The sequence below is a fragment of the Aquipseudomonas alcaligenes genome, from assembly GCF_003205495.1.
Taxonomy (GTDB): domain Bacteria; phylum Pseudomonadota; class Gammaproteobacteria; order Pseudomonadales; family Pseudomonadaceae; genus Aquipseudomonas; species Aquipseudomonas alcaligenes_B.
In genome coordinates this window covers 110,966-134,049 of sequence record NZ_QJRX01000003.1, presented here as the reverse complement: position 1 = coordinate 134,049, position 23,084 = coordinate 110,966, and the positions used below count along the sequence as shown (strand labels likewise).

Below are 23,084 nucleotides of genomic sequence, written 5' to 3'. Positions count from 1 at the left end.
CACACGCCACCGCGGAGCCATCCATGAACGCCTTCCAGCCCCTGCTACTGCCCAACGGCACCCAGATTCCCAACCGCATCGCCAAGGCGGCGATGGAGGAAAACCTCGCCGCCCTCGACCAGGGCCCCTCGGCCGAACTGCTGCGCCTGTACCAGGCCTGGGCCGAGGGTGGCGCCGGCCTGCTGCTGACCGGCAACGTGATGATCGACCGCCGCGCCATGACCGGCCCCGGCGGCGTGGTGCTGGAGGACGACCGCCTGCTGCAGCGCTTCCGCGACTGGGCGCGCATCGGCCGCGCCCGGGGCGCGCAGTTCTGGATGCAGCTCAACCACCCCGGCCGGCAGATGCAGGCCAACCTCGGCCAGCCGACCGTGGCGCCCTCGGCCGTGGCCCTGGAACTGGGCAGCTTCTCCAAGATGTTCCCGCTGCCACGGCCGCTGAGCGACGAGGAAATAGGCGAGCTGATCCAGCGCTTCGCCCGCAGCGCCGCACTGGCCGAGCAGGCCGGCTTCACCGGCGTGCAGATCCACGCCGCGCACGGCTACCTGCTCAGCCAGTTCCTCTCGCCGCTGAGCAACCAGCGCACGGACAGCTGGGGCGGCCCCATCGAGAACCGCGCGCGCCTGTTGCTGGAGGTGGTCAAGGCGGTGCGCGCGCAGGTGGCGCCGGGCTTCTGCGTGGCGGTCAAGCTGAACTCGGCGGACTTTCAACGCGGCGGCTTCGATGCCAGCGATGCCAAGCGCGTGGTGCAGATGCTCAATGAACTGGACGTCGACCTGGTCGAGCTGTCCGGCGGCAGCTACGAGGCGCCGGCGATGCAGGGCGATGCCCGCGACGGCCGCACCCTGGCACGCGAGGCCTACTTCCTCGAATTCGCCCGTGAGATCGCCCAGGTGGCACGCATGCCGGTGATGGTCACTGGCGGCATCCGCCGCCTGCCGGTGGTGCAGCAGGTGCTGGACAGCGGCCTGGCCATGGCCGGCATCGCCACCGCGCTGGCCATCGAACCGGCCCTGCCGCGCCAGTGGCAGGCCGGGCAGGACAGCACGGCCGAACTGCCGCCGATCCGCTGGAAGCGCAAGGCGCTGGCCTCGCTGGCCTACATGGCGGCGGTGAAGTACCAGCTGCGCCGCCTCAGCCAGGGCCGGCGCCCCAACCCCGGCGTATCGCCGCTGCGCGCGCTGCTCGCCGAGCAGCTGAAGACCGCCCGCCGCGCCCGTCAGTACAGGCGCCTGATGGCCAGCGCCTAGGGCGCAAGGTGCCCGGTCTTGCACCACAGCAGGCAGCCCTCGGCGCTGCCCGGGCGGTGACTGAACTGCGCCGGGTAGCGCAGCCAGCTGCCGGCCGGATACTCCCCGCGCTCGTCCTGCAGGCTGCCTTCGAGCACGAGAAACTCGGCGCCACCGGGATAGCCCTGCGGCGCTTGCGCGGTGCCGGGCGCCCAGCGCAGCAGGCGCACCTGCTCGCCGGCGAACGCGTGCAGGGCCAGCTCGCGCTGCCCGGATAGCGCCCCCGGCGTCCACTCGGCACGATGGCTGTCGATTACCACCTCGGCGCGGTCGGCCGCATCGAACTGCATCAGCTTGACGAAAATCGTGCAGCCCTCGCGGCTGAACGGCGCGTGGCGGCTGCCGATGGGATTGCGCACGTAGGTGCCGGCCGGGTAGTCGCCGCGCTCGTCGGAGAACACTCCGTCCAGCACCAGAAACTCCTCACCGCCCGGATGCCCGTGCGCGCTGAAGTGCGAGCCCGGCGCGTAGCGCACGATGGAGGTGGCCCGCGCCAGCTCCTCGCCGATGCGGTCGAGCATCTGCCGTTCCACCCCGGCCAGCGGCGAGGCTACCCAGGGCACATCGCCCGGGCGGATCACCACGGGCAGGGCGAAGTCGGCGTTCAGGCGCACGGCGAGCTCACCAGCTGCCGACGTTGGGCATGGACACCCAGGGTTCGGCCGGCGCCAGCGGCTCACCCTTCTGCAGCAGCTCGATGGATATCTGGTCCGGCGAGCGCACGAAGGCCATGTGGCCGTCACGCGGCGGGCGGCTGATGGTCACGCCGTGTTCCTGCAGGCGCCGGCAGGCGGCGTAGATATCGTCAACCGCATAGGCCAGGTGGCCGAAGTTGCGCGCGCTGCCGTAGTCCTCGGGGTCCCAGTTGTAGGTCAGCTCGACTTGGGCATCCGCATCGCCCGGGGCGGCCAGGTAGACCAGGGTGAAGCGGCCCTGGGGGTAGTCGCGCTGCTTGAGCACTTCCAGGCCGAGGGCATCGCGGTAGAAGCGCAGGGAGGCGTCCAGATCGCGGACACGCACCATGGTGTGCAGGTATTTCATCGCTCAGTTCCGTTCCACAAGGGTCAGCAGGGCCTCGGCACTGGCGTCCGAGGAGGCGGGATTCTGCCCGGTGACCAGCAGGCCGTCGACCTCGACATGGCTGTGCCAGTCGGCCGCCCGGCCATAGACGCCGCCATGGTCCTTGAGCATGTCCTCGACCAGGAAGGGCACCACGTCGGTCAGTTCCACCGCGGCCTCTTCGCTGTTGCTGAAGCCGGTTACGCGCTTGCCGCGCACCAGCGGCGTGCCGTCCGCGGCCTTGACGTGGCGCAGCACGCCCGGCGCGTGACAGACCGCGCCCACCGGCTTGCCGAGGGCAATGAAACGCTCGATCAGGGCGATGGAAGTGGCGTCCTCAGCCAGGTCCCAGAGCGGGCCGTGGCCGCCGGGGTAGAACAGCGCATCGAAGTCTTCGGCGCGCACCTGCGCCAGCGGCAGGCTGGTGGCCAGCAGCTGCTGCGCCTCGGCGTCCTCGGCAAAGCGCCGGGTGGCGGCGGTCTGCGCGTCCGGGGCATCGCTCTTCGGGTCGATCGGCGGCTGGCCGCCCTTGGGCGAGGCCAGGGTGATCTGCGCCCCGGCATCCTTGAACACGTAATAGGGCGAGGCGAATTCCTCCAGCCAGAAGCCGGTCTTGTGGCCGGTGTTGCCGAGTTGGTCGTGGGAAGTGAGTACCAGCAGAATCTTCATGGTCAGCTCCTCGGGCCTGGGCCCGCTGCGGTGGCTATGGGTAGAGGGTAGGTCGGTCGCTACGGCCCGGTATATTTCTCGCATCCAGAGAGCGGATATCGCCCATCAGGCTGCCAACCTGCGGCGGGCAGCGCTCGCCGAGCCGCCGGGGGGCGCCCGGCGCATCCTTCAGGACAGGCGCCTGCCGGCTCAGCGCGCCTCCAGCTGGTCGATCAGGGCCTCGGCCAGAGCCTTGTCGGAGAAGGGGTTCTGCCCGGTGATCAGCTCGCGGTCGACCACCACGTGCGGCTGCCAGGCCTTGGCGTACTGCATGTCGCCACCGGCGGCGGCCATTGCCGGGGCCGGGTAGTAGCGGATGCGCGCACCATCCAGGGAGCCCTCGAACACCGCCTCCTCCGGGTCGGAGAAGATGGTCATGCGGTAGCCCTGGTAGATCCAGTCCTTGGCCGCCGGTCGTTCGCCGCGCACCAGCGTCGCCTCGTAGCCCTGCGGGTCGGCCTGCGCCGCCAGCAGCGCGATGGGGCCGTGGCAGATGGCGGCGGTGGGTTTGCCGGCCTGGTGGAAATGGCGCAGCAGCGCGCCGACCTGCGGATTGTTGGCCAGGTCGATCAGCGGCGCGTGGCCACCGGGGATGAACAGCCCCTCATACTGCCCCAGGTCACCGGCCAGCACCTCGTCGAGCGACAGGCTGTCGTCGATGCCCGACAGCCCGGCCACCACCTGCTGGATGCGCTGCATCTCGGCCGCGTCGCCGCCGAAGTACTGCGGGTCGACGGACTTCTGATCCACGCTCGGCGCATTGCCCCTGGGCGTCACCAGCACCAGTTCATAGCCGGCCTTGAGCAGGCGGTCGGCCGGCACGCCGAACTCGTTGAGGTAGTAGCCGGTGGCGTAGTGCTGGCCATCCTTGAGCGCCAGCTGGTTCTCGCTGGACAGCAGCACCAGCACCTGGCCCTTGGGCTCGGCGGCGAAGGCCGGGGTGGCGGCGAGGCCGGCGAGCACGGCCAGGGCCAGCGGATGGAAGGTCTTCATGGGCGGTCTCCGTTGAATGAGGCGAACGTGGGTCCGTTCGGATGAGGCGAATCTTAGGCGGGCGGTTATGATTCGATAATTCGAAAGCTTTTATTTCTGGTATCCAAAAAGTGAATATCGCCAACAAGGACCTCAACCTGCTGCTGGTCTTCCACGTGCTCTACCAGGAGCGCAGCGCCTCGTTGGCCGCCGCGCGCATGGCGCTGAGCCAGCCGGCGCTGAGCCACAAGCTGAACAAGCTGCGCCACGAGCTGGGCGATGCGCTGTTCGTGCGCGCCCCGCGCGGCCTCACGCCAACGCCGCGGGCCCATGAGCTGGCGCCGCTGGTGCAGGGCCTGGTGGCCGAACTGGAGGCCTTCTACGACCAGTGCGAGGGCCGCGACTTCCTGCAGCGCGCCGAGCGCATCCACCTCTACACCACCGACTACATCGAGCAGACCCTGCTGCCCGCCCTGCTGCCGCGCCTGCGCGAGCAGGCGCCCAACCTGCTGCTGATCACCCACAACACCCGCGGCCTGCTGCCGCGCGAGGAGCTGGAGAAAGGCACCTGCGACCTGGCCATCGCTGGCTTCTACGCCAACCTGCCGGACACCTTCCGCCAGCAGCGCCTGCTCTCCGAAGACTTCGTGGTGCTGGCCGCGCGCGACCATCCGCGCCTGGCCGGGGGGCTCGACCTGCCGGCCTACCTGGCCTGCGAACACCTGCTGACCACCCTCACCGGCGACCTCAACGGCCTGGTCGACCGCGCCCTGCAGGCCCAGGGGCAAACGCGCCGGGTGGCGGCCGGGCTGTCCAGCTTCATCGCGCCGAGCCGCCTGGTGCGCGGCAGCCAGCTGCTGCTGACCTGCCTGCGCTCGGTGGCCGAGGAAGCGGTGGCGCGCGACGCCTCGCTGGTGTTGCATCCGCTGCCGGAGGGCCTGGAGTTGCCGCAGGTGGAGGTGATGCAGATCTGGCACGAGCGCACCGACGCCGACCGCCTGCGCCGCTGGCTGCGCCAGCAGATCCAGCAGGTGGCCGGCGAGCTCAGGCGTTGAGGCCGTCCAGCGCCAGGCGGCTGCGCTCGAACCAGCCCAGCAGGTAGTCCACCAGCGCCTGGGTGCGGCGCGGCAGGGCGCCCTGCCAGGGGTGCACGAGGAACACCGGGGTGCTGCGCGTCTGGTAGTCGCGCAGAAGCCACAGCAGGCGGCCATCGGCCAGCTCGTCCTGGACCATGTAGGACGGCAGGCGGGCGATGCCGGCGCCGCTCAGCGCCGCCTTCTTCAGCAGGCTGTAGTGGTTGCTGGCCAGCTGCCCGGACACCGGCACCCGCTCCAGGCGATGCTGGCGGTGGTACAGCCACTGCTCGAAGCCGCTGTAGTGGGTGTTGAGCAGGCACTGGTGCCGGCTCAGCTCAGCCGGCGTCTGCGGCGCCGGGTGGCGTGCCAGGTAGGCCGGAGCGGCGCAGGTGATTTCCTGCAGGGCGAACAGCGGCCGCGCCACCAGGCGCTCGTCCTGCTCCACGCCGGAACGGATGGCCAGGTCGAAGCCGTCGGCCACGAGGTCGCGGTAGGCATTGGCCAGGTCCAGCTCGACGCGCACCCGCGGGTAGCGGCTGGCGAAATCCAGCAGCAGGGCATCGAAGAAGGTCTCGCCGAGCGACACCGGCACGGTCAGGCGCACCGTACCGGCCACCTCGTCCTGCAGGCTGCGCACCGCCTGCCGTGCGCGCTGGGCCTGGGCCTGCAGCGCCTGGGCCTCGGGCAGCAGGGCGGCGCCGGCGGCAGTCAGGTGCAGGCGCCGCGTGGTGCGGTGCAGCAGCTGGCTGCCGAGGCTGCGCTCCAGGCCGCTGATGCGCTTGGACAACTGGCCCTTGCTGCAGCCCAGGCGCTCGGCGGCGGCGGTGAAGCTGCCGGCCTCGACCAGCAGGGCGAAGGCGACCAAGTCTTCCAACTCGCTCATGGCGCGGCACCTATTGTTTCCATATGAGAACCAAAGGTTTCACATTGCCAGGATTATTGGCAACCCAATCCCGCCTAAGCTGGTTCCACACCCCCTCACTCAGGAGCCACAGCATGAAAATCATCCTCGTCGGTGCCAGCGGCACCATCGGCCAGGCCATCGACCGCGAGCTGCGCGAGCGCCACGACATCGTCCGCGTCGGCCGCAACAGCGGCGAGCTGCAGGTGGACATCACCGACCCGGCCTCGATCCGCCGCCTGTTCGAGCAGACCGGCCCGTTCGACGCACTGATCAGCGCCGCCGGCAACGCTCATTTCGGCGCGCTGGAGGAGCTCAGCGCCAAGGAGTTCGCCGTCGGCCTGGACGACAAGCTGATGGGCCAGATCAACCTGGTGCTGATCGGCCGCGAGTTCGCCAACGACGGCGCCTCCTTCACCCTCACCTCCGGCGTGCTCAGCGAAGACCCGATCCGCTACGGCGCGGCGGTCAGCACGGTGAACGCCGCGCTGGACGGCTTCGTCCGCGCCGCCGCCATCGAGCTGCCGCGCGGCCTGCGCATCAACGGCGTGAGCCCGACCATCCTCGAGGAGTCGCTGCCGGCCTACGGCCCCTACTTCCGCGGCTTCAAGGCGGTGCCGGCGGCCACGGTGGCGCTGGCCTACGCCAAGAGCGCGGAGGGCCGGCAGACCGGCCAGGTCTACCGCGTGCTCTGATCACGGCGGTTGCCTGACGGGGCAGACGGTGGCACGGTGAAGTCCTGTTTCAGACAAGGACGCCCACCATGAACCGAATCCTGCCCCTTTCCGCCCTGCTCGCCGGCGCCCTGCTCGCCGGCTGCGCCTCCAGCCCGCAGCAGGACAGCGCCGGCGCCGCCAAGGGCGACGGCCGCTGCAACGCCGAGCCGGTGCAGTACCTGCTGGAAGAACGCATCACCACCGACCTGGCCGAGCGCGCGCGCATCGAGTCCGGCGCCGCACACCTGCGGGTGACCCATCCCAACCAGCCGGTGACCCTGGACTACAACCCGCAGCGGCTGAACATCGATATCGACGATGACGACATCATCATCCGCCTGAGCTGCGGCTGATCGCCGGCGCTACGGGGGCGGCGCCAGGCTCAGTTGCAGGCGGCGCACCAGGCCGCCGCCAAGCAGCCGGCCGAGCACCTGCATGTGCGGCAGCTGCAGATGCGCCTCCAGCGCCTGCGGCGAGGCCCAGTGGCCACGCAGCAGCCAGCCCTCGCCCTGGCGCTCCAGTTCGCAGCCCAGACAGGCGGTATCGGCGCGCGCCCGCAGCAGCAGCTCGCACAGACGCAGCCCCAGCTCTTCACCATGACCTTGCGCAGCCTGGAAACGGGCCAGGCTGACTATCGTTGGCTTCATCGCATCGCTCCCGCAACGAAGGCCACCCGCACGCGGGCGGCGGGCTGGATCAATAGGCGCTGGCGGTGGGACGCACGACCAGTTCGCTGATGTCCACCGTATCCGGCTGGCCGATGGCGTAGGCGATGGCCTCGGCGATGGCGCCGGCGGGAATCGCCTCGCGACGGAACTCGTCGATCGCCACGCGGGTTTCGGCATCGGAGATGCTGTGCGCCAGGTCGGACTCGGTGACTCCGGGGGAAATCACGGTGACGCGGATGGCGCTGCCCACTTCCTGACGCAGCGCCTCGGACAGCGACACCACCGCGGCCTTGGTGGCGCAGTACACGGCGCCGGTGGCGATCGGCTTGTAGGCACCGATGGAGGCGACATTGATGATCTGCCCGCTGCGCTGCGCCTGCATCCCTGGCAGCACGGCGGCGATGCCATGCAGCACGCCACGCAGGTTGACGTCGATCATCTGGTTCCACTCGCCGATCTTCAGCGCCGCCAGCGGCGACAGCGGCATCACCCCGGCGTTGTTGACCAGCACGTCGACCCGGCCGTAGCGCTCCACGGCCAGCTCCACCAGGGCCTGCACCTGTTCCTGGCGGGTCACGTCGGTGACGCGGTACTCGGCGCTGCCGCCGAGGTTGCGGATCTCCGCGGCCAGCGCCTCGAGACGCTCGCCGCGCCGCGCGCCGAGCACCAGGCGGGCGCCCTTCAGGGCCAGCAGGCGGGCGGTGGCTTCGCCGATGCCGCTGCTGGCACCGGTAATGACTATGACTTTCTCTGCGATACGGGACATGGACGACTCCTCGACGGGGGCGCACTGGCAGTGGCGCCGGACAGGGCAGAGACTGCGCCCGGGAACGGGAAGGCCGTTAGCCGGATACTGCCCGACGCTTGCCTGATCCTGCCGATGACTCTCGGGACTGCGCAGTTGCGCTGACGGCCCGGACATTGCAATCTGCCGTCATGCCCCATCCGCCGAGATCGCCCTTGAGACCTTCGCTGCTCGCCCTGCTGCTCGCCGCGCTGCCGGCTTCCGCCGCCGACTGGCAGGTCTACACCCACAGCCTGGGCAACAAGGCCAGCAGCGTCGACGGCCAGCTGCGCGGCCACCCGCACGGCGGCAAGCGCGCCTTCTACGTCGAACTGGTGCGGGCCCTGCTCGGCGAGCTGGGCCAGCCGCAGACCATAGTCGAGGTGCCGCTGGCGCGCGGCCTGGTTCTGGTGCAGTCGCGCGCCCATGTGGTGCTGTTCAACCTCAGCCGCACCGCGGAGCGCGAGCACCTGGTGCACTGGGTCGGGCCGACCCTGCGCGAGACCGACTACCTGTACGAACTGAGCGTGCGCCCGACCGGCATCCGCAGCCTGGCCGACGCCGCCAGCCTGCCGGTCTGCGTGCTCAACGGCAGCTCCCACGACAGCCTGCTGGGCGAGCAAGGCTTCACCCGGCTGCAGCGCGCCAACTCCTATGCCGGCTGTTTCCGCATGCTCGCCGCCGGCCGCGTGCTGCTGGTGGCCTCGGCCGACAGCGACCTGCAGAGCAAGCTGGCGGAGGCCGACGTGGGCACCGCCGAGGTGGTGCCCAGCGCCGTGTCGCTGGGCCAGGACCAGGGCTACATCGCCCTCTCGCTGGACACCCCGGCGGCCGAGGTGGAACGCTGGCGCGCGGCCCTGGCGCAGCTGAACCGCGATGGCCGCTACCGGCAGCTCCACGCGCGCTTCGCCCACTGAGCCCCTGCGATCTGCACGATACTGCCGGCCACTTGCCCAATCCTGCCGAGCTTGCCCAGCCAGCGGGATTTCCCCGGGCCTGCGCGCTAAGCTGCGGGCAACCCGGGAGGACCGCCGCATGCCAGACGCCATCACCGAGCCCGACCTGCACAGCCAGCGCCTGCAGCTGGCCGAACTGATCGCCCGTTTCGCCGAGGCGGACGGCGCCCACGACACCGCCATCGCCAGCCTGGTGCTGTATCGCGCCAGCACGCCCTCGCCGATCACCCACACCCTGTACCGCCCGGCCCTGTGCATCATGGCCCAGGGCCAGAAGGTGGTGCGCCTGGAGAACGAGCGCTACTGCTACGACCCGCTGCACTACCTGGTGGCCTCGGTGACCCTGCCGGTCACCGGCGAAGTCACCCTGGCCACGGCCGACGAGCCCTACCTGAGCCTGCGCCTGGACATCGATCCGGCCGAACTGGGCGAGCTGATCGCCAGCGCCGGTCCCATCGGCGTACCCAGCCGCGGCAGTGGTCGCGGCCTGCATGTCGACCGGCTGGACGCGCCGTTGCTGGATGCCGTGCTGCGCCTGCTGCGCCTGCTGGAGGCGCCGCGCGACATCGCCATGCTCGCCCCGCTGATCCGCCGCGAGATTCTCTACCGCCTGCTGTGCAGCCCGCAGGGCCAGCTGCTGCGCGATATCGCCACGGCCGACAGCCAGGCGCACCGGGTCAACCGCGCCATCGAATGGCTCAACCGCCACTACCAGCAGCCCCTGCGCATCGAGGAGCTGGCCAGGGTGGCCAACCTCAGCAGTTCCACCCTGCACCACCGCTTCAAGGCGCTGACCGCCATGAGCCCGCTGCAGTACCAGAAGCAGCTGCGCCTGCAGGAGGCGCGGCGCCTGATGCTGTGCGAGAACCTGGATGTATCGAGCGCCGGCTACCGGGTCGGCTACGAGAGCCCGTCGCAGTTCAGCCGCGAATACAGCCGCCTGTTCGGCGCGCCGCCGGTGCGCGACCTGGCGCGCCTGCGCGCGGCCGGCTGACTACCAGTCCAGCGCCAGGCCGCTCTCGAAGTGGCGCACAGCGCCGCTCAGCGGGTCGCTGAAGGCCAGGCTCTGGGCCAGCAGCTTGAGCGGGCGGCTGAAGTCGTCCACGCCCTTCTCGTCGGTCAGCTGCGGGTAGAAGCTGTCGTTGAGGATGGGCGCGCCCAGTGCCGCCATGTGCACGCGCAGCTGGTGCTGCTTGCCGCTGATCGGCCAGAGCCGGTAGCGCCACAGCTCGCCGTGGCGCTCCAGCACTTCCAGCAAGGTCTCGCTGTTCGGCTCGCCCGCCACCTCGCGCATGCGGAAGAACGGCTCGCCCTTCTCCAGGCGGCTGTGCCGGCGCAGCGGGAACTCATGGTGCGGCAACGCCGGGGCGATGGCCTGGTAGGCCTTGTCGATGCGCCGCTCGCGGAACAGCGCCTGGTAGGCGCCGCGGCTGGCCGGCGTGGTGGAGAACAGCACCAGCCCGGCGGTGTGCCGGTCGATGCGGTGCAGCGGCGCCAGGTGCGGATTGCCGGTCTCGCGCACCAGGCGGGTGAGCAGGGTTTCCTCGGCGTAGTCGCCGGCCGGCATCACCGGCAGAAAGTGCGGCTTGTCGGCCACCAGCAGGTGCTCGTCCTGGAACAGGATGCGCGCCTGGAAGGGGATCTGCCGTTCGTTCTCGATCTCGCGGAAGTACTGCACCCGCAGCGCCTCGCGGTAGGGCGTGGCGGGGTCCAGCGGGCGATTCTCGGCGTCCAGCACCAGGCCGCGGGCCATGCGCTGCAGCCAGGTCTCGCGGGATATCTGCGGGAAGCGCGCGCACAGGCAGTCGAGCACCGTGGCCCAGTCGCCGGGCGGCAGGTGCAGGAAGCTGGGGCGAACGTGCAGGGCGCGCGAGGACATGGCGGAACCGTGGCAGGGAAAGCCCGGCATTATTCCTCAAGCGCCGCGCGCGCGCTGCCCCCGGCGACGGCCGTACAGCCGCACGCGCGATTCGCCGGCAACTGTAGCTGCCCGGCCGGACGCGCCTGCCGCAGCATGGGGCCAGAACAGCGGAGGAACGCGCATGAAGACCATAGGCCTGCTCGGCGGCATGAGCTGGGAGTCCACCCTGCCCTATTACCGGCAGATCAACGAGGCGGTGCGCGAGCGCCTGGGCGGTCTGCACTCGGCGCGGCTGGTGCTGTTCAGCGTCGACTTCGCACAGGTCGAACGGCTGCAGCGCAGCGGCGACTGGGACGCCGCCGGCGTCCTGCTGGCCGAGGCCGCCCGCGCGCTGCAACGGGCCGGGGCGGACTTCCTGGTGCTCTGTACCAACACCATGCACAAGGTGGACGAGGCCATCGAGGCGGCCGTGGACATTCCCCTGCTGCACATCGCCGACCCGACCGCGGCGGCCATCCGCAGTGCCGGTCTGCACCGGGTCGGCCTGCTCGGCACGCGGTTCACCATGGAGCAGCCGCTCTACCGCGAACGCCTGGAGCGCCGGCACGGCATCGAGGTGCTGGTACCGGTCGAGGCCGACCGCGCCATAGTGCACCGGGTGATCTACGAGGAGCTGTGCCTGGGCAGCGTGCATGAGGCGTCACGCCAGGCCTACCGGCAGGTGATAGCGCGGCTGGTGGAACGTGGCGCCGAGGCGGTGATCCTCGGCTGTACCGAGATCGGCCTGCTGCTGGGGCCGCATGACGCCAGCGTGCCGCTGTTCGACACCACGGCCCTGCACGCCCGCGCGGCGGCCGAGCACGCCCTGCTGGATTAACCGACCAGCTGCTCGACCTGTTCGCCGTACAGCAGCACGCGATCGCGGCCGGCGGCCTTGGCCGCGTAGAGCGCCTTGTCGGCGCCCTGGATCAAGGCCTGCGGCCCCTCGTCCGCCGCTCCCGGTTGCGGCAGGCAGACATGCACGCCGGCGCTCAGGCTCAGGCGCAGCCAGGGCGAGCCGGCATGCGGCAAGGCCAGCTTCTCCACCAGCGCGCGCACCTGCTCGGCCACCCGCACGGCGCCCTGGGCATCGGTCTCCGGCAGCAGCAGGCAGAACTCCTCGCCACCGTAGCGGGCGGCCAGGTCGGCCGGGCGTTTCTGCCCGGCACGAATCGCCTCGGCGACCAGGCGCAGGCATTCGTCGCCGGCCGAGTGGCCGTAGATGTCGTTGTACTGCTTGAAGTAGTCGACATCGAAAAGAATCAGCGCCAGCGGCCGCTGGCTACGCGCCGCGCGGGCGAACTCGTCATCGAGGGCACGGATGAAGCGCCGGCGGTTGGCCAGGCGCGTCAGCTCGTCCTCCAGGGCCTGCTTCTCCAGGCGCTGGTTGAAGGCCCGCAGCGCATCGCGGGTGGCCAGCAACTCGATTTCGGTGCGCTGGCCGCGCTGAATCAGGCGCACCAGGTAGTAGCCGAACAGCCCGAGCAACCCGGACAGCAGGCACACCACCACCAGCTGGCGCACGCTGTCGGCGCGCCAGTCGGCGAGTATGTCGTCCTTGGACATGGCGGCGACCACCACCAGCGGGTAGTCCTGGATCTGCCGGTAGCTGAACTGCCGCTCCACGCCGTCCAGCAGCGAGGGCAGCATGGCACTGCCGGCCGGGCTCTGCGGCAGCAGACGGGTGAAGATCTGCCCACGGGCGATGCTGGTGCCTATGGTGCTCTCGCTGAAGGGCACGCGCAGCACGATGGTGCCATCGTTCAGCACCAGGTTGATCGAGCCGTTCTCGCGGACATCGAAGGTGCCGTAGAACTGGCGCAGGTAGTCGATCGAGATGGTCGCCAGGACCACTCCGGCGAAACGCCCCTGGGCATCCTCCAGGCGGCGTGAAAGCGGAATGATCCAGTCGCCGGTGGTGCGGCTGCGGATCGGCCGGCCGACATGCGGACCGTGGTCGTCGGGGAAATCGCGGTGGTAGATGAAGTATTCGCGGTCGGCATTGTTGGCTCCCGGCGGAATCTCGCCGAAGGAGTTGACCAGCCAGTTGCCGTCGCGGTCGTAGGCGAACAGGCCGTGCAGCTCGGCCTGCTCGTAGACGTGCCGGCGCATCAGGCGCTGCAGGCGTTGCAGGTGCTCCGGCGAGGTGCCTTCCACCTGCAAGCGCTCGACCAGGCCGAACAGCACGGTATCGGCCTTCTTCAGGGTGTCGCTGGCCTGGCGGGCGAGGGCCGAGGCCAGGTTGGACGTCTCGATCTCGGCATCGCGCAGCTGCACCTGGCGAGCCTTCCAGATCAGCCAGCCATCGATGGCCACCAGCGACAGGCAGACCAATGCCACGAAGGCGCGCGTCAACGGCAGCAGGGCCAGCTGCTGCCAGCCACGCATGCTGCGTGCCTCGGCCTGCCTATCGTTGTCCATGGATGCCCCACATTCGGCTGACGCTCTGTATTCCCAATATAGAAAAGCCCCGGCATGGTCAACCGCAGCGGGTTATCCTCGCCGGCTTATGTCCGGCTTTGCATGAGTCATGCTGTCGGCCTGAAACGAGAATGTGTTAGGAAACTGCCCCAGCAACACACCGATGATAGAGGAAGCCGCAGCGATGAATGAGACGCCCCTGCCCCTGACGGAGCACAGCCCGGCACAGAAAACCGTCGGTTTTCTCGAAGCCCTGCTGTTCTGGCTCAAGCTCGGCTTCGTCAGCTTCGGCGGCCCGGCCGGGCAGATCGCGATCATGCACCAGGAGCTGGTGGAGCGGCGCCGCTGGATCTCCGAACGGCGCTTCCTGCATGCCCTCAACTACTGCATGCTGCTGCCCGGCCCGGAAGCCCAGCAACTGGCCACCTACATCGGCTGGCTGCTGCATCGCAGCTGGGGCGGGGTGATCGCCGGGGCGCTGTTCGTGCTGCCCTCGCTGTTCATCCTGATCGTCCTGTCCTGGCTGTACATCGCCTTCGGCGACGTGCCGCTGGTGGCCGGCATCTTCTACGGCATCAAGCCGGCGGTGACCGCCATCGTCCTGCAGGCAGCCCACCGCATCGGCTCGCGGGCGCTGAAGAACAACTGGCTGTGGGCCATTGCCGGCGCCTCCTTCGTCGCCATCTTCGCCCTCGAACTGCCCTTCCCGCTGATCGTGCTGGGAGCCGCGGTGATCGGCTACTTCGGTGGACGCCTCGCCCCGCAACGCTTCAGCCTGGGCGGCGGCCACGCCAGCAGCGACAAGTCCTACGGCCCGGCACTGATCGACGACCACACGCCGCCACCGCCACATGCGCGCTTCCGCTGGTCGCGCCTGGTCCTGCTGCTGGCCATAGGTGCCGCGCTGTGGCTGCTGCCCATGGGCCTGCTGACTGCGCTGTTCGGCTGGGACGGCACCCTGACGCAGATGGGCTGGTTCTTCACCAAGGCGGCCCTGCTGACCTTCGGCGGCGCCTACGCGGTACTGCCCTACGTCTACCAGGGCGCGGTCGGCCACTACGGCTGGCTGACGCCGACCCAGATGATCGACGGCCTGGCCCTGGGCGAGACCACGCCGGGACCGCTGATCATGGTGGTGGCCTTCGTCGGCTTCGTCGGCGCCTATGTACAGCCGGTGTTCGGCGTCGAGTCGGCCTTCGCCAGCGGCGCCCTGGCCGCCTGCCTGGTCACCTGGTTCACCTTCCTGCCGTCCTTCCTGTTCATCCTGGTCGGCGGGCCCCTGGTGGAGTCGACTCACAACGAACTGAAGTTCACCGCGCCGCTGACCGCCATCACCGCCGCCGTGGTGGGCGTGATCCTCAACCTGGCACTGTTCTTCGGCTACCACGTGCTCTGGCCACAGGGCTTTTCCGGCAGTTTCGACTGGCCTTCGGCGCTGATCGCCCTGGCCGCGGCCGTGGCCCTGTTCCGCTTCAAACGCGGGGTGATCGAGGTGCTGCTGGGCTGCGCCCTGATCGGCCTGGCGGTGCATCTGCTGCGCTGAACGCCCGCAGCATGGCGATTGGCATCTTCGGCCGGGACTTGGCCGGCGCGGATGCATACACTAGGCGGCATCTTCACCCGCCGAGAGCCTGCCATGACTGACGCTGCCGCCCCCTCCACTGCCATCATCATCGGCGCCGGCCATGCCGGCGGCGAACTGGCCATCGCCCTGCGCAACGAGGGCTGGGAGGGGCGCATCCTGCTGCTCGGCGAGGAAGCGCACCTGCCCTACCACCGCCCGCCACTGTCCAAGGCCTACCTGGCCGGCAGCGTGGAGAAGAGCAGCCTGGCGATCCGCCCGCTGGCCGCCTATGAGCGGGCCAAAGTGGAGTTCATGGCTGGCGTGCGGGTGCAGCGCATCGACCGCGCCAACCGGCGCCTGGAGTTGGCCGATGGCGCGCAGCTGAGCTACGACAGGCTGGCCATCGCCACCGGCGGCCGCCCGCGCCCGCTGGCCGTGCCGAATGCGGCAGCGGCCGAGCGCTGTGGCAACTTCCACTACCTGCGCACCCTCGACGATGTCGAGCTGATCCGCGTGCAGCTGGCGCCAGGCAAGCGCCTGGCCATAGTCGGCGGCGGCTACATCGGCCTGGAAGTGGCGGCCTCGGCCGTGCAACAGGGGCTGCAGGTCACCGTGCTGGAGGCGCTGCCGCGGGTGTTGCAGCGGGTCACCGCCGCCGAACTGTCGGCCTACTACGAACGCAAGCACCGCGAGGCCGGCGTGGATATCCGCACCAACGTGCAGGTGGCCGACCTGGAGGTGACGGGCGATGCGGTGACGGCGCTGCTCTGCGCCGATGGCAGCCGCCTGGAGACCGACCTGGTGGTGGTCGGCATCGGCCTGATTCCCAATACCGAGCTGGCCGCCGAGGCTGGCCTTGCGGTGGACAACGGCATCCTGGTCGACGAGCACGCGCAGACCAGCGACCCGCACATCTATGCCGCCGGCGACTGCACCAACCATCCCAACGCCCTGCTCGGCCGCCGCCTGCGCCTGGAGTCGGTGCCCAATGCCCTGGAGCAGTCGCGGGTGGCCGCCGCCAACATGGCCGGCAAGGCCAAGACCTATGCCTCGGTGCCCTGGTTCTGGTCCGACCAGTACGAGCTGAAGCTGAAGATGGTCGGCCTGTCCGAAGGCTTCGAACGCCTGGTGCTGCGCGGCGACCCGGCCAGCGACAGCTTCAGCGCCTTCTACCTCAAGGGCGACAGGGTGCTGGCCGCCGACACGGTGAACCGCCCGCAGGACTTCATCGCCGCCAAGCGCCTGGTAGCCGAGGGCATTGCCGTGACTGCCGAGCAACTGGCGGACGACGGCAGGCCGCTCAAGGAACTGCTGCCGGCTGCACAAGGCTGATGCACGCGGCGCGGTCTGCACGCTGCCTGCTTGGCGGACTCGTCCTCTGCCTGCATACCTATGCCGACACTACCGAGCGCAGCTCCCAGCACGCCATAGCAGCTGGCGGTGAGGAGCGCAGCTACAGGCTGTTCGTCCCGCCACACAGTGCAACGCAGCCCCTGCCACTCATGGTGGTGCTGCATGGTGGCCTGGGCAATGCTGACGAGGCCGAGCACACCACCGGCATGAACCGGGTCGCCAGCGCCAATGGCTTCATGGCGGCTTACCCCAACGGCACGAGGGCCCGTCTGCTGAAGAACCGCCGCACCTGGAATGCCGGTAACTGCTGCGGCCCTGCCAGCGATCGCGGGATCGACGATGTCGCGTTCATTCGCGCCATGCTGGCGGACATTGCCCGGAAAACGGCATTGGATAGACGCCGGGTCTATGTGACGGGCATGTCCAACGGAGCCATGCTGGCCTACCGACTAGCCTGCGAAATGCCCAGCCAGATCGCCGCCATAGTCCCGGTCGCCGGGACCATGGCCGTGAACCGTTGCCCCGGAATCGAGAACATCCCGGTGCTGCACATCCATGGAGAAAGAGATCGCAACGTCCCATTCCAGGGCGGCATGGGTGAGGATGCCATTGCCGGAGTAGCGCACCGCTCGGTGCCAGAGACCCTGCAGATGATCGCGGATATCCGCGGCTGCGCGAGCCCCAGGCAGGAACTGCGGGCTGACGGCTCGATATTGAGTCGCTGGCAGTGCGAGCAGGCCCCCCTGCAGCTACTGCTGATTCCCGGCGGCGAGCATGTCTGGCCAGGTGGCGACAGTCGGCGCAACCGCCGCCTGTTCGGCGGTCATTTCTCTGCCAGTCAGACCGCCTGGGAATTCGTCAAGCAGTTCGCCAAAGGTTCGTGATCACAGCTCGATCATCTCGAAGTCAGCCTTGGCGGCGCCGCAGTCGGGGCACAGCCAGTCGGCCGGCACATCCTCCCAGCGGGTGCCCGGCGCTATGCCTTCATCGGGCCAGCCGAGAGCCTCGTCATAGATGAAGCCACAGATCACGCACTGCCATTTCTTCATAGTCACATTCCGCCCCCGTCACTGAGCATAGAAAGTTGTACAAGCAACGGAAGCGAATAGCGAATCCAGCGAGCTGACGCCCCGATCAACTTCCCCAAAGTGCTCTGCGGCACGGTGCCTGCACTGCAGCGAATATGATGGAAACGATAGAACCTATCGCTATAATCGTTTGGCTTAAAACAGCTCTTAACAATCAGTATTAATACTGGGCGCAGGACAGACCGCAGTTCGCGGTCGATCAATCATTCTGGTGAACATGTGACGAAAGACGAACTGCGCGCCGAACTGGAGCGTCAGGCGCAACGTTACAAGGATGTTTACGGCGGCGAGGTAGTCACCTACGCGGCCCAGCCCGACCCCGAACGCAAACCCTGGCGCAAGCGCCCCAGCCTGCTGGACCAGGCGTTCCAGCAGGAGCTGCAAAAGATCGAACAGGCCCGCGAGGCCGAGTGATCCGGCGCCTCAACGGCGCCGGCTGCCGCCCAGCAGGGAGCCCATCAGACCACGCACCAGCTGCCGACCGATCTGGTTGGCGGCCTGGCGCACGGCCGTCTTCATCACCTGGCTGGCCAGGCTGCCAAGCAGTTCACCGGCCATGCCGCCCAGCCCGCCTTGCTCCGCCGGCGCCGCGCCCTTGCCGACCGGCGCCGTCTCCGCAGGCACCTCGGCCGCGCGCGCCATGAGCATCTCGTAGGCCGACTCGCGGTCCACCGCCTTGTCGTAGCGGCCGGCCTGGGGCGAGCCGCGCAACAGCGCCGCCCGCTCCGCCTCGTTCAGCGGCCCGATGCGCGACTGTGGTGGGGCGATGGCCACGCGCTGGACCATGGCCGGCGTGCCCTTCTCTTCCAGCGTGCCGACCAGCGCCTCGCCGATGCCCAGTTCGGTGAGCACGCTCAGGCTGTCGAACGCCGGATTGGGGCGGAAGCCATCGGCTACCGCGCGCAGGGACTTCTGCTCCTTGGCGGTGAATGCGCGCAGGCCATGCTGGATACGCAGGCCGAGCTGGGCCAGCACCTCATCCGGCAGATCGCTGGGTGACTGGGTGACGAAATAGACCCCCACGCCCTTGGAGCGGATCAGCCGCACCACCTGCTCCAGACGCTCCTGCAGGGCCTTGGGGGTGTCGGCAAAGAGCAGGTGGGCCTCGTCGAAGAACAGCGCCAGTACCGGTTTGTCGGCATCGCCACGCTCGGGCAGCTGCTCGAACAGCTCGGCCAGCAACCACAGCAGGAAGGTCGCATAGACCTTGGGCGCCTCGTGCACCAGGCGGCTGGAATCGAGCAGGTGAATACGCCCGCGGCCATCCGCATCGGGCCGCAGGATATCCTCCAGCTGCAGCGCCGGCTCGCCAAACAGCGCCTCGGCGCCCTGCTGCTCCAGGGTCGCCAGGCGACGCAGCAGGGCCTGGGAGGAGGCGCCGGCGAACAGCGCACGATCCTCGCCAAGCAGCTCGGGATTGTCCTTGAGGTGATTGAGCAGCGCCTTGAGATCCTTCAGGTCGAGCAGCAACAGGCCCTCGCGGTCGGCCACCTGGAAGGCGGCGTAGAGCGCGGCCTGCTGGCTGTCGGTCAACTCCAGCAGATTGCTCAGCAGCAACGGCCCCATCTCGCTCAGGGTGGTGCGCAGCGGATGGCCGCTCTTGCCGGCCACGTCCCACAGGGTCACCGGATAGGCCTGGGGTCTGTGATTCAGCCAGGGCATGCTGGCGATGCGCTCGGCCACCTTGCCCTGCGGATTGCCGGCGGCGCCCAGGCCACAAAGGTCGCCCTTGATGTCGGCGGCGAAGACGGCCACCCCGGCGTCGCTGAACAGCTCGGCGAGGCGCTGCAGGGTCACCGTCTTGCCCGTCCCGGTGGCACCGGCTACCAGGCCGTGGCGATTGGTCAGGCGCAGGGCCTGGCTCACGGGCTGCCCCTGCGGATCGGCCCCCAGTACAAAAGTATCGGTTACAGGCATCTTGCCATCCCTCGGGCTAAAGCTTTACTGCAATTATGTCGTTATAGATGGTGTTACCCATAAGGCCGGCGCAGCGTCGTACGGCCACCTACAAGACTGCTGCCAGACCTTACCGGACGCAAGCCACCATGACCCAGAACCTGAAGTTCAGCCACAAGATCCTGCTCGCCGCCTCGCTGGTGGTGATAGCAGCCTTCTCCCTGTTCACCCTGTACAACGATTACCTGCAACGCAATGCCATTCGCAGTGATCTGGAGCATGAGCTGGAGAGTCTGGGCCAGATCACCGCCAGCAACATCCAGAACTGGTTGTCCGGGCGCATCCTGCTGGTGGAGAACGTGGCCCAGTCGATCGACGAAACCAGCACTCCCGATTCGCTGGTCAAGACCCTGGAAAGCAAGGTGCTGACCTCGACCTTCGCCTTCACCTACCTGGGCTCGGCCGACGGCTCCTTCACCATGCGCCCGGACGAGCAGATGCCGGAAGGCTACGATCCGCGCACCCGCCCCTGGTACAAGGACGCCATGAGCGCCGGTGGCTCGACCCTGACCGAGCCCTACGTGGATGCCGCCACCAGCAAGCTGATCATCACCATCGCCACCCCGGCCGGCAGCAGCGGCGTGGTCGGCGGCGACCTCAGCCTGGACACCCTGGTGCAGATCATCAACTCGCTGGATTTCGACGGCATCGGCTACGCCTTCCTGCTCAGCGCAGACGGCAAGATCCTGGTCCATCCGGACAAGAATCTGGTGATGAAGAGCCTCAAGGAGGTCTACCCGCAGAACACGCCGACCGTCAGCGCCGGCGTGACCGAAGCGGAGCTCGATGGCGTCGAGCGCATCCTCACCTTCACCCCGGTCAAGGGCCTGCCCTCGGTCGACTGGTACGTCGGTCTGTCCATCGACAAGGACAAGGCCTACGCCACCCTCAGCGAGTTCCGCGCCTCGGCCATCATCGCCACCATCATCGCCGTGGTCATCATCATGTTCCTGCTGGGCATGCTGATCCGCGTGCTGATGCAGCCGCTGCTGCTGATGGGCAAGGCCATGCGCGACATCGCTCAGGGCGAGGGTGACCTGACCAAGCGCCTGAGCGTGCAGAGCCGCGACGAGTTCGGCGAGCTGGCGACCTCCTTCAACCAGTTCGTCGAACGCATCCACGGCTCGATCCGCGAGGTCTCCTCGGCCACCCAGCAGCTCAACGAGGTGGCCAAGCTGGTGGTCAACGCCTCCAACTCGTCGATGGCCAACTCCGACGAACAGGCCAGCCGCACCAACAGCGTGGCGGCCGCCATCAACGAACTGGGCGCCGCTGCCCAGGAGATCGCGCGCAACGCCGCCGACGCCTCGCACCAGGCCTCCGACGCTCGTCACCTGGCCGAGGACGGCAGCCAGGTGCTGCAGAAGACCATCGCCGCGATGAACGAACTATCGGAGAAGATCAGCGCCTCCTGCCGCAACATCGAGACGCTGAACAGCAAGACGGTGAACATCGGCCAGATCCTCGAGGTGATCAAGAGCATCTCCGAGCAGACCAACCTGCTGGCGCTGAACGCCGCCATCGAGGCCGCCCGGGCCGGCGAGGCAGGCCGTGGCTTCGCCGTGGTGGCCGACGAGGTACGCAACCTGGCGCACCGCACCCAGGAGTCGGCGCAGGAAATCCAGAAGATGATCGAGGAGCTGCAGGTGGATGCCCGCGAGTCGGTGTCCACCATGACCGAGAGCCAACGCTACAGCGAGCAGAGCGTGGAGATCGCCAACCAGGCCGGTGAACGCCTGGGCAGTGTGACCCAGCGCATTGGCGAGATCGACGGCATGAACCAGTCGGTCGCCACCGCCACCGAGGAGCAGACCGCGGTGGTCGACTCGCTGAACATGGATATCACCGAGATCAACACCCTCAACCAGGAAGGCGTGGAGAACCTGCAGGCCACCCTGCGCGCCTGTGGCGACCTGGAGCAGCAGGCCACCCGCCTCAAGCACCTGGTCGACAGCTTCCGTATCTGAAGCTCAGGCGGACTCGTCGTCCGCCGGCGGCTCCTGCGGCGCCTGCAACTGGCGCCACAGCTCGGCGGCACCGGGAAACTCGGTGCCGTCCTCCTCGCTCAACGCCTGCGGGTCATAGCGCCGCACACAACCCTCGCCCAGGGTGGGGGGCGGTGTCGCGGTTCCGGGCTGCTTCATTTCATCTCTCGCTCACCGGCTGACCGGCGTCATGCTGGGCGAATTCCTTGACCGCCAGCAGCACGTCGTGACAGCTGATCTGCCCGAGCAGCCGCCCCTCCTCCACCACCGGCAGGTGGCGGTGCCCGCCATGCAGGAATCGCTCGGCCACCTCGATCACGCTGCAGTCGGGAGAAACCGTTTCCACCCGCGGATTCATGCAGGAGCCGACCAGACCGCCGGTCTGCTCGAAGTAGGCCCCGGACAGGATGCCGCGCAGGCAGTCGGCCTCGGCCAGCAGGCCGATCAGCCGGCCCTGCTCATCGACCACCGGTGCGCTGGAAATACGATGTTCCAGCAGCACGCCGATGGCGCGGTAGAGATCGGTGTCGGCCTTGAACGTCAACAGGTGCGTGGCCATGTAGTCGCGCACCTTGATCGATCTGAGCATATCGTCCTCCCACCGCGCGCGACGGTCAGTCAAACACCACCGTCTTGTTGTCGTGCACCAGTACGCGGTCTTCCAAGTGATAGCGCAGGCCGCGGGCCAGCGCCATCTTCTCCACATCCTTGCCGAGGCGCACCATGTCCTCGACGCTGTCGCGGTGGCTGACGCGCACCACGTCCTGTTCGATGATGGGGCCGGCATCCAGCTCCTCGGTGACGTAGTGACAGGTCGCGCCGATCAGCTTGACGCCACGCAGGGAAGCCTGGTGATAGGGCTTGGCGCCGACGAAGGACGGCAGAAAGCTGTGGTGGATGTTGATCACCCGCCCCGCATACTCGCGGCACAGCTGCGGCGGCAGGATCTGCATGTAGCGCGCCAGCACCACCGCATCGGCCTGGCACTCCGCCACCAGCCTGGCCACCTCGGCGAAGGCCGACGCCTTGTCCTGCGGATCGACCGGGACATGGTGGAAGGGAATGCCATGCCATTCGACCATGCTGCGCAGGTCGTTGTGGTTGGAGATCACGCAGGGGATCTCGCAGTCCAGCTCGTCGCTGTGCCAGCGGTGCAGCAGGTCGGCCAGGCAATGGGACTCGCGGCTGGCCATCAGCACCACGCGCTTGCGCTGCGCCGAATCGGTGATGCGCCACTCCATGGCAAACTCGCGGGCGATGGGGGCGAAGGCCTGGCGGAAACCGTCCAGATCGAAGGGCAGGGAATCGGCGCGAATCTCGTGGCGCATGAAGAACCAGCCGCTCTGATCATCGGAGTGATGACTGGCTTCGGTGATCCAACCGTTATAGGTGGCCAGGAAACTGCTGACCTTGGCGACAATGCCGACGCGGTCCGGGCAGGCGATCACCAGACGAAAAGTGCGCATGAAGAAACTCCAGAAACTTCGCGAAGGGCGCCATTCTAGCCACAGCTGGGGAAAACTTCAGTAATCCCGGTGTGCCGGCGGCACCAGTGGATTGCGCCACAACTTGCGCAGAGCAAACTTGGCCGAACACATTCATTACACACAAGCGCAATGAAGGCCCATCTAACATGGTCGATGGAGTTATGACACGGCAATACAGTCTCGATATTCAGGCAAAAGTTT

At 68.3% G+C, this 23,084-nt stretch carries 26 protein-coding genes; 12 read left to right on the top strand and 14 right to left on the bottom strand.

Features of this window, described 5'->3' with window-relative positions; genetic code table 11:
• Positions 1-23 precede the first annotated feature (23 nt).
• Positions 24-1,250 carry an NADH:flavin oxidoreductase/NADH oxidase family protein gene (locus DMO17_RS05910; protein ID WP_110681581.1) on the top strand — a complete coding sequence of 409 codons (1,227 nt, stop codon included), beginning with the start codon at positions 24-26 and terminating at the stop codon, positions 1,248-1,250.
• On the opposite strand, the gene DMO17_RS05905 is transcribed toward DMO17_RS05910, so the two are convergent.
• The 4 genes from DMO17_RS05905 to DMO17_RS05890 all read right to left on the bottom strand — a co-directional run bounded on the left by DMO17_RS05905 (position 1,247) and on the right by DMO17_RS05890 (position 4,049).
• On the bottom strand, positions 1,247-1,903 hold the full coding sequence (locus tag DMO17_RS05905; protein WP_110681580.1) for a cupin domain-containing protein: 657 nt from the start codon (positions 1,901-1,903) through the stop codon (positions 1,247-1,249). The two genes, DMO17_RS05910 and DMO17_RS05905, sit on opposite strands and share 4 nt — an antisense overlap.
• A 7-nt stretch (positions 1,904-1,910) precedes the next feature.
• Entirely contained in the window at positions 1,911-2,330 is a 420-nt protein-coding gene (locus DMO17_RS05900; protein ID WP_110681579.1) for a VOC family protein, read from the bottom strand.
• 3 nt (positions 2,331-2,333) lie between these two features.
• Complete coding sequence (locus DMO17_RS05895) at positions 2,334-3,017, bottom strand: type 1 glutamine amidotransferase domain-containing protein (protein WP_110681578.1); 684 nt, start codon at positions 3,015-3,017, stop codon at positions 2,334-2,336.
• 189 nt (positions 3,018-3,206) lie between these two features.
• Positions 3,207-4,049, bottom strand: a complete 843-nt coding sequence (locus tag DMO17_RS05890; RefSeq protein WP_110681577.1) for a type 1 glutamine amidotransferase domain-containing protein — start codon at positions 4,047-4,049, stop codon at positions 3,207-3,209.
• A 110-nt stretch (positions 4,050-4,159) separates the two neighbouring features.
• On the opposite strand from DMO17_RS05890, the gene DMO17_RS05885 reads away from it, so the two are divergent.
• Complete coding sequence (locus DMO17_RS05885) at positions 4,160-5,083, top strand: LysR family transcriptional regulator (protein WP_110681576.1); 924 nt, start codon at positions 4,160-4,162, stop codon at positions 5,081-5,083.
• Here the strand turns inward: DMO17_RS05885 and DMO17_RS05880 are convergent.
• Positions 5,073-5,987 carry a LysR family transcriptional regulator gene (locus DMO17_RS05880; protein ID WP_110681575.1) on the bottom strand — a complete coding sequence of 305 codons (915 nt, stop codon included), beginning with the start codon at positions 5,985-5,987 and terminating at the stop codon, positions 5,073-5,075. The two genes, DMO17_RS05885 and DMO17_RS05880, sit on opposite strands and share 11 nt — an antisense overlap.
• 113 nt (positions 5,988-6,100) lie before the next feature.
• Between DMO17_RS05880 and DMO17_RS05875 the strand changes: the two genes are divergently transcribed.
• On the top strand, positions 6,101-6,700 hold the full coding sequence (locus tag DMO17_RS05875; RefSeq protein WP_110681574.1) for a short chain dehydrogenase: 600 nt from the start codon (positions 6,101-6,103) through the stop codon (positions 6,698-6,700).
• Between the two features lie 68 nt (positions 6,701-6,768).
• Positions 6,769-7,074, top strand: coding sequence for an I78 family peptidase inhibitor (locus tag DMO17_RS05870; protein WP_110681573.1), 306 nt, complete (start codon positions 6,769-6,771; stop codon positions 7,072-7,074).
• A 9-nt stretch (positions 7,075-7,083) separates the two neighbouring features.
• Here DMO17_RS05870 and DMO17_RS05865 read toward each other — a convergent pair whose 3' ends face one another.
• Positions 7,084-7,368 (bottom strand): antibiotic biosynthesis monooxygenase, encoded by a 285-nt coding sequence (locus DMO17_RS05865; RefSeq protein ID WP_110681572.1) that lies wholly within the window; start codon positions 7,366-7,368, stop codon positions 7,084-7,086.
• Between the two features lie 49 nt (positions 7,369-7,417).
• Complete coding sequence (locus tag DMO17_RS05860) at positions 7,418-8,155, bottom strand: SDR family oxidoreductase (protein WP_110681571.1); 738 nt, start codon at positions 8,153-8,155, stop codon at positions 7,418-7,420.
• Between the two features lie 194 nt (positions 8,156-8,349).
• Between DMO17_RS05860 and DMO17_RS05855 the strand changes: the two genes are divergently transcribed.
• A complete protein-coding gene (locus tag DMO17_RS05855) occupies positions 8,350-9,090 on the top strand; it encodes a substrate-binding periplasmic protein (RefSeq protein ID WP_181418741.1) in 741 nt (246 codons plus the stop codon).
• A 118-nt stretch (positions 9,091-9,208) separates the two neighbouring features.
• Positions 9,209-10,123 (top strand): AraC family transcriptional regulator, encoded by a 915-nt coding sequence (locus tag DMO17_RS05850; protein ID WP_110681569.1) that lies wholly within the window; start codon positions 9,209-9,211, stop codon positions 10,121-10,123.
• Here the strand turns inward: DMO17_RS05850 and DMO17_RS05845 are convergent, their stop codons facing one another.
• Positions 10,124-11,008: a pseudouridine synthase gene (locus DMO17_RS05845; RefSeq protein ID WP_110681568.1), complete on the bottom strand. Its 885-nt coding sequence runs from the start codon at positions 11,006-11,008 to the stop codon at positions 10,124-10,126.
• Between the two features lie 163 nt (positions 11,009-11,171).
• Here DMO17_RS05845 and DMO17_RS05840 point away from each other — a divergent pair, with 163 nt between their 5' ends.
• On the top strand, positions 11,172-11,867 hold the full coding sequence (locus DMO17_RS05840; RefSeq protein WP_110681567.1) for an aspartate/glutamate racemase family protein: 696 nt from the start codon (positions 11,172-11,174) through the stop codon (positions 11,865-11,867).
• Here DMO17_RS05840 and DMO17_RS05835 read toward each other — a convergent pair.
• Positions 11,864-13,450, bottom strand: coding sequence for a sensor domain-containing diguanylate cyclase (locus DMO17_RS05835; protein ID WP_220034065.1), 1,587 nt, complete (start codon positions 13,448-13,450; stop codon positions 11,864-11,866). The two genes, DMO17_RS05840 and DMO17_RS05835, sit on opposite strands and share 4 nt — an antisense overlap.
• Positions 13,451-13,634: 184 nt before the next feature.
• Between DMO17_RS05835 and chrA the strand changes: the two genes are divergently transcribed.
• From chrA to DMO17_RS05820, 3 genes are all read left to right on the top strand, one after another.
• The gene (gene chrA / locus DMO17_RS05830) at positions 13,635-14,993 is read left to right on the top strand and encodes a chromate efflux transporter (protein ID WP_258371477.1); all 1,359 of its coding nucleotides are present in this window, start codon (positions 13,635-13,637) and stop codon (positions 14,991-14,993) included.
• Positions 14,994-15,086: 93 nt separating this feature from the next.
• Complete coding sequence (locus DMO17_RS05825) at positions 15,087-16,346, top strand: NAD(P)/FAD-dependent oxidoreductase (RefSeq protein ID WP_110681565.1); 1,260 nt, start codon at positions 15,087-15,089, stop codon at positions 16,344-16,346.
• Positions 16,346-17,251, top strand: coding sequence for an extracellular catalytic domain type 1 short-chain-length polyhydroxyalkanoate depolymerase (locus DMO17_RS05820; RefSeq protein ID WP_110681564.1), 906 nt, complete (start codon positions 16,346-16,348; stop codon positions 17,249-17,251). Before DMO17_RS05825 ends, DMO17_RS05820 begins: the two co-directional genes overlap by 1 nt.
• On the opposite strand, the gene DMO17_RS05815 is transcribed toward DMO17_RS05820, so the two are convergent.
• Positions 17,252-17,416 (bottom strand): rubredoxin, encoded by a 165-nt coding sequence (locus tag DMO17_RS05815; protein WP_110681563.1) that lies wholly within the window; start codon positions 17,414-17,416, stop codon positions 17,252-17,254.
• Positions 17,417-17,674: 258 nt separating this feature from the next.
• On the opposite strand from DMO17_RS05815, the gene DMO17_RS05810 reads away from it, so the two are divergent.
• Positions 17,675-17,869, top strand: a complete 195-nt coding sequence (locus DMO17_RS05810; RefSeq protein ID WP_110681562.1) for a hypothetical protein — start codon at positions 17,675-17,677, stop codon at positions 17,867-17,869.
• A gap of 9 nt (positions 17,870-17,878) precedes the next feature.
• On the opposite strand, the gene DMO17_RS05805 is transcribed toward DMO17_RS05810, so the two are convergent.
• Positions 17,879-19,372: a helicase HerA-like domain-containing protein gene (locus tag DMO17_RS05805; RefSeq protein ID WP_110681561.1), complete on the bottom strand. Its 1,494-nt coding sequence runs from the start codon at positions 19,370-19,372 to the stop codon at positions 17,879-17,881.
• Positions 19,373-19,500: 128 nt separating this feature from the next.
• Between DMO17_RS05805 and DMO17_RS05800 the strand changes: the two genes are divergently transcribed.
• On the top strand, positions 19,501-21,378 hold the full coding sequence (locus DMO17_RS05800) for a methyl-accepting chemotaxis protein (protein ID WP_110681560.1): 1,878 nt from the start codon (positions 19,501-19,503) through the stop codon (positions 21,376-21,378).
• Between the two features lie 3 nt (positions 21,379-21,381).
• Here the strand turns inward: DMO17_RS05800 and DMO17_RS19695 are convergent, their stop codons facing one another.
• From DMO17_RS19695 to purU, 3 genes are read right to left on the bottom strand one after another with little or no spacing between them, the layout of a single operon-like run.
• Positions 21,382-21,555 carry a hypothetical protein gene (locus DMO17_RS19695; protein WP_181418739.1) on the bottom strand — a complete coding sequence of 58 codons (174 nt, stop codon included), beginning with the start codon at positions 21,553-21,555 and terminating at the stop codon, positions 21,382-21,384.
• A gap of 1 nt (position 21,556) precedes the next feature.
• A complete protein-coding gene (locus DMO17_RS05795; protein WP_110681559.1) occupies positions 21,557-21,985 on the bottom strand; it encodes a CBS domain-containing protein in 429 nt (142 codons plus the stop codon).
• A 25-nt stretch (positions 21,986-22,010) separates the two neighbouring features.
• Complete coding sequence (purU, locus tag DMO17_RS05790; RefSeq protein WP_110681558.1) at positions 22,011-22,862, bottom strand: formyltetrahydrofolate deformylase; 852 nt, start codon at positions 22,860-22,862, stop codon at positions 22,011-22,013.
• Positions 22,863-23,084: the final 222 nt, after the last annotated feature.

What these genes read in the sequence shown, in the direction of transcription:
- DMO17_RS05910 (WP_110681581.1), top strand. Translation starts at nt 24, where the DNA reads ATGAACGCCTTCCAGCCCCTGCTACTGCCCAACGGCACCCAGATTCCC.
- DMO17_RS05900 (WP_110681579.1), bottom strand. Translation starts at nt 2,330, where the DNA reads ATGAAATACCTGCACACCATGGTGCGTGTCCGCGATCTGGACGCCTCC.
- DMO17_RS05895 (WP_110681578.1), bottom strand. Translation starts at nt 3,017, where the DNA reads ATGAAGATTCTGCTGGTACTCACTTCCCACGACCAACTCGGCAACACC.
- DMO17_RS05890 (WP_110681577.1), bottom strand. Translation starts at nt 4,049, where the DNA reads ATGAAGACCTTCCATCCGCTGGCCCTGGCCGTGCTCGCCGGCCTCGCC.
- DMO17_RS05880 (WP_110681575.1), bottom strand. Translation starts at nt 5,987, where the DNA reads ATGAGCGAGTTGGAAGACTTGGTCGCCTTCGCCCTGCTGGTCGAGGCC.
- DMO17_RS05875 (WP_110681574.1), top strand. Translation starts at nt 6,101, where the DNA reads ATGAAAATCATCCTCGTCGGTGCCAGCGGCACCATCGGCCAGGCCATC.
- DMO17_RS05870 (WP_110681573.1), top strand. Translation starts at nt 6,769, where the DNA reads ATGAACCGAATCCTGCCCCTTTCCGCCCTGCTCGCCGGCGCCCTGCTC.
- DMO17_RS05865 (WP_110681572.1), bottom strand. Translation starts at nt 7,368, where the DNA reads ATGAAGCCAACGATAGTCAGCCTGGCCCGTTTCCAGGCTGCGCAAGGT.
- DMO17_RS05860 (WP_110681571.1), bottom strand. Translation starts at nt 8,155, where the DNA reads ATGTCCCGTATCGCAGAGAAAGTCATAGTCATTACCGGTGCCAGCAGC.
- DMO17_RS05850 (WP_110681569.1), top strand. Translation starts at nt 9,209, where the DNA reads ATGCCAGACGCCATCACCGAGCCCGACCTGCACAGCCAGCGCCTGCAG.
- DMO17_RS05845 (WP_110681568.1), bottom strand. Translation starts at nt 11,008, where the DNA reads ATGTCCTCGCGCGCCCTGCACGTTCGCCCCAGCTTCCTGCACCTGCCG.
- DMO17_RS05840 (WP_110681567.1), top strand. Translation starts at nt 11,172, where the DNA reads ATGAAGACCATAGGCCTGCTCGGCGGCATGAGCTGGGAGTCCACCCTG.
- DMO17_RS05835 (WP_220034065.1), bottom strand. Translation starts at nt 13,450, where the DNA reads ATGGACAACGATAGGCAGGCCGAGGCACGCAGCATGCGTGGCTGGCAG.
- chrA (WP_258371477.1), top strand. Translation starts at nt 13,635, where the DNA reads ATGAATGAGACGCCCCTGCCCCTGACGGAGCACAGCCCGGCACAGAAA.
- DMO17_RS05825 (WP_110681565.1), top strand. Translation starts at nt 15,087, where the DNA reads ATGACTGACGCTGCCGCCCCCTCCACTGCCATCATCATCGGCGCCGGC.
- DMO17_RS05820 (WP_110681564.1), top strand. Translation starts at nt 16,346, where the DNA reads ATGCACGCGGCGCGGTCTGCACGCTGCCTGCTTGGCGGACTCGTCCTC.
- DMO17_RS05815 (WP_110681563.1), bottom strand. Translation starts at nt 17,416, where the DNA reads ATGAAGAAATGGCAGTGCGTGATCTGTGGCTTCATCTATGACGAGGCT.
- DMO17_RS05805 (WP_110681561.1), bottom strand. Translation starts at nt 19,372, where the DNA reads ATGCCTGTAACCGATACTTTTGTACTGGGGGCCGATCCGCAGGGGCAG.
- DMO17_RS05800 (WP_110681560.1), top strand. Translation starts at nt 19,501, where the DNA reads ATGACCCAGAACCTGAAGTTCAGCCACAAGATCCTGCTCGCCGCCTCG.
- DMO17_RS19695 (WP_181418739.1), bottom strand. Translation starts at nt 21,555, where the DNA reads ATGAAGCAGCCCGGAACCGCGACACCGCCCCCCACCCTGGGCGAGGGT.
- DMO17_RS05795 (WP_110681559.1), bottom strand. Translation starts at nt 21,985, where the DNA reads ATGCTCAGATCGATCAAGGTGCGCGACTACATGGCCACGCACCTGTTG.
- purU (WP_110681558.1), bottom strand. Translation starts at nt 22,862, where the DNA reads ATGCGCACTTTTCGTCTGGTGATCGCCTGCCCGGACCGCGTCGGCATT.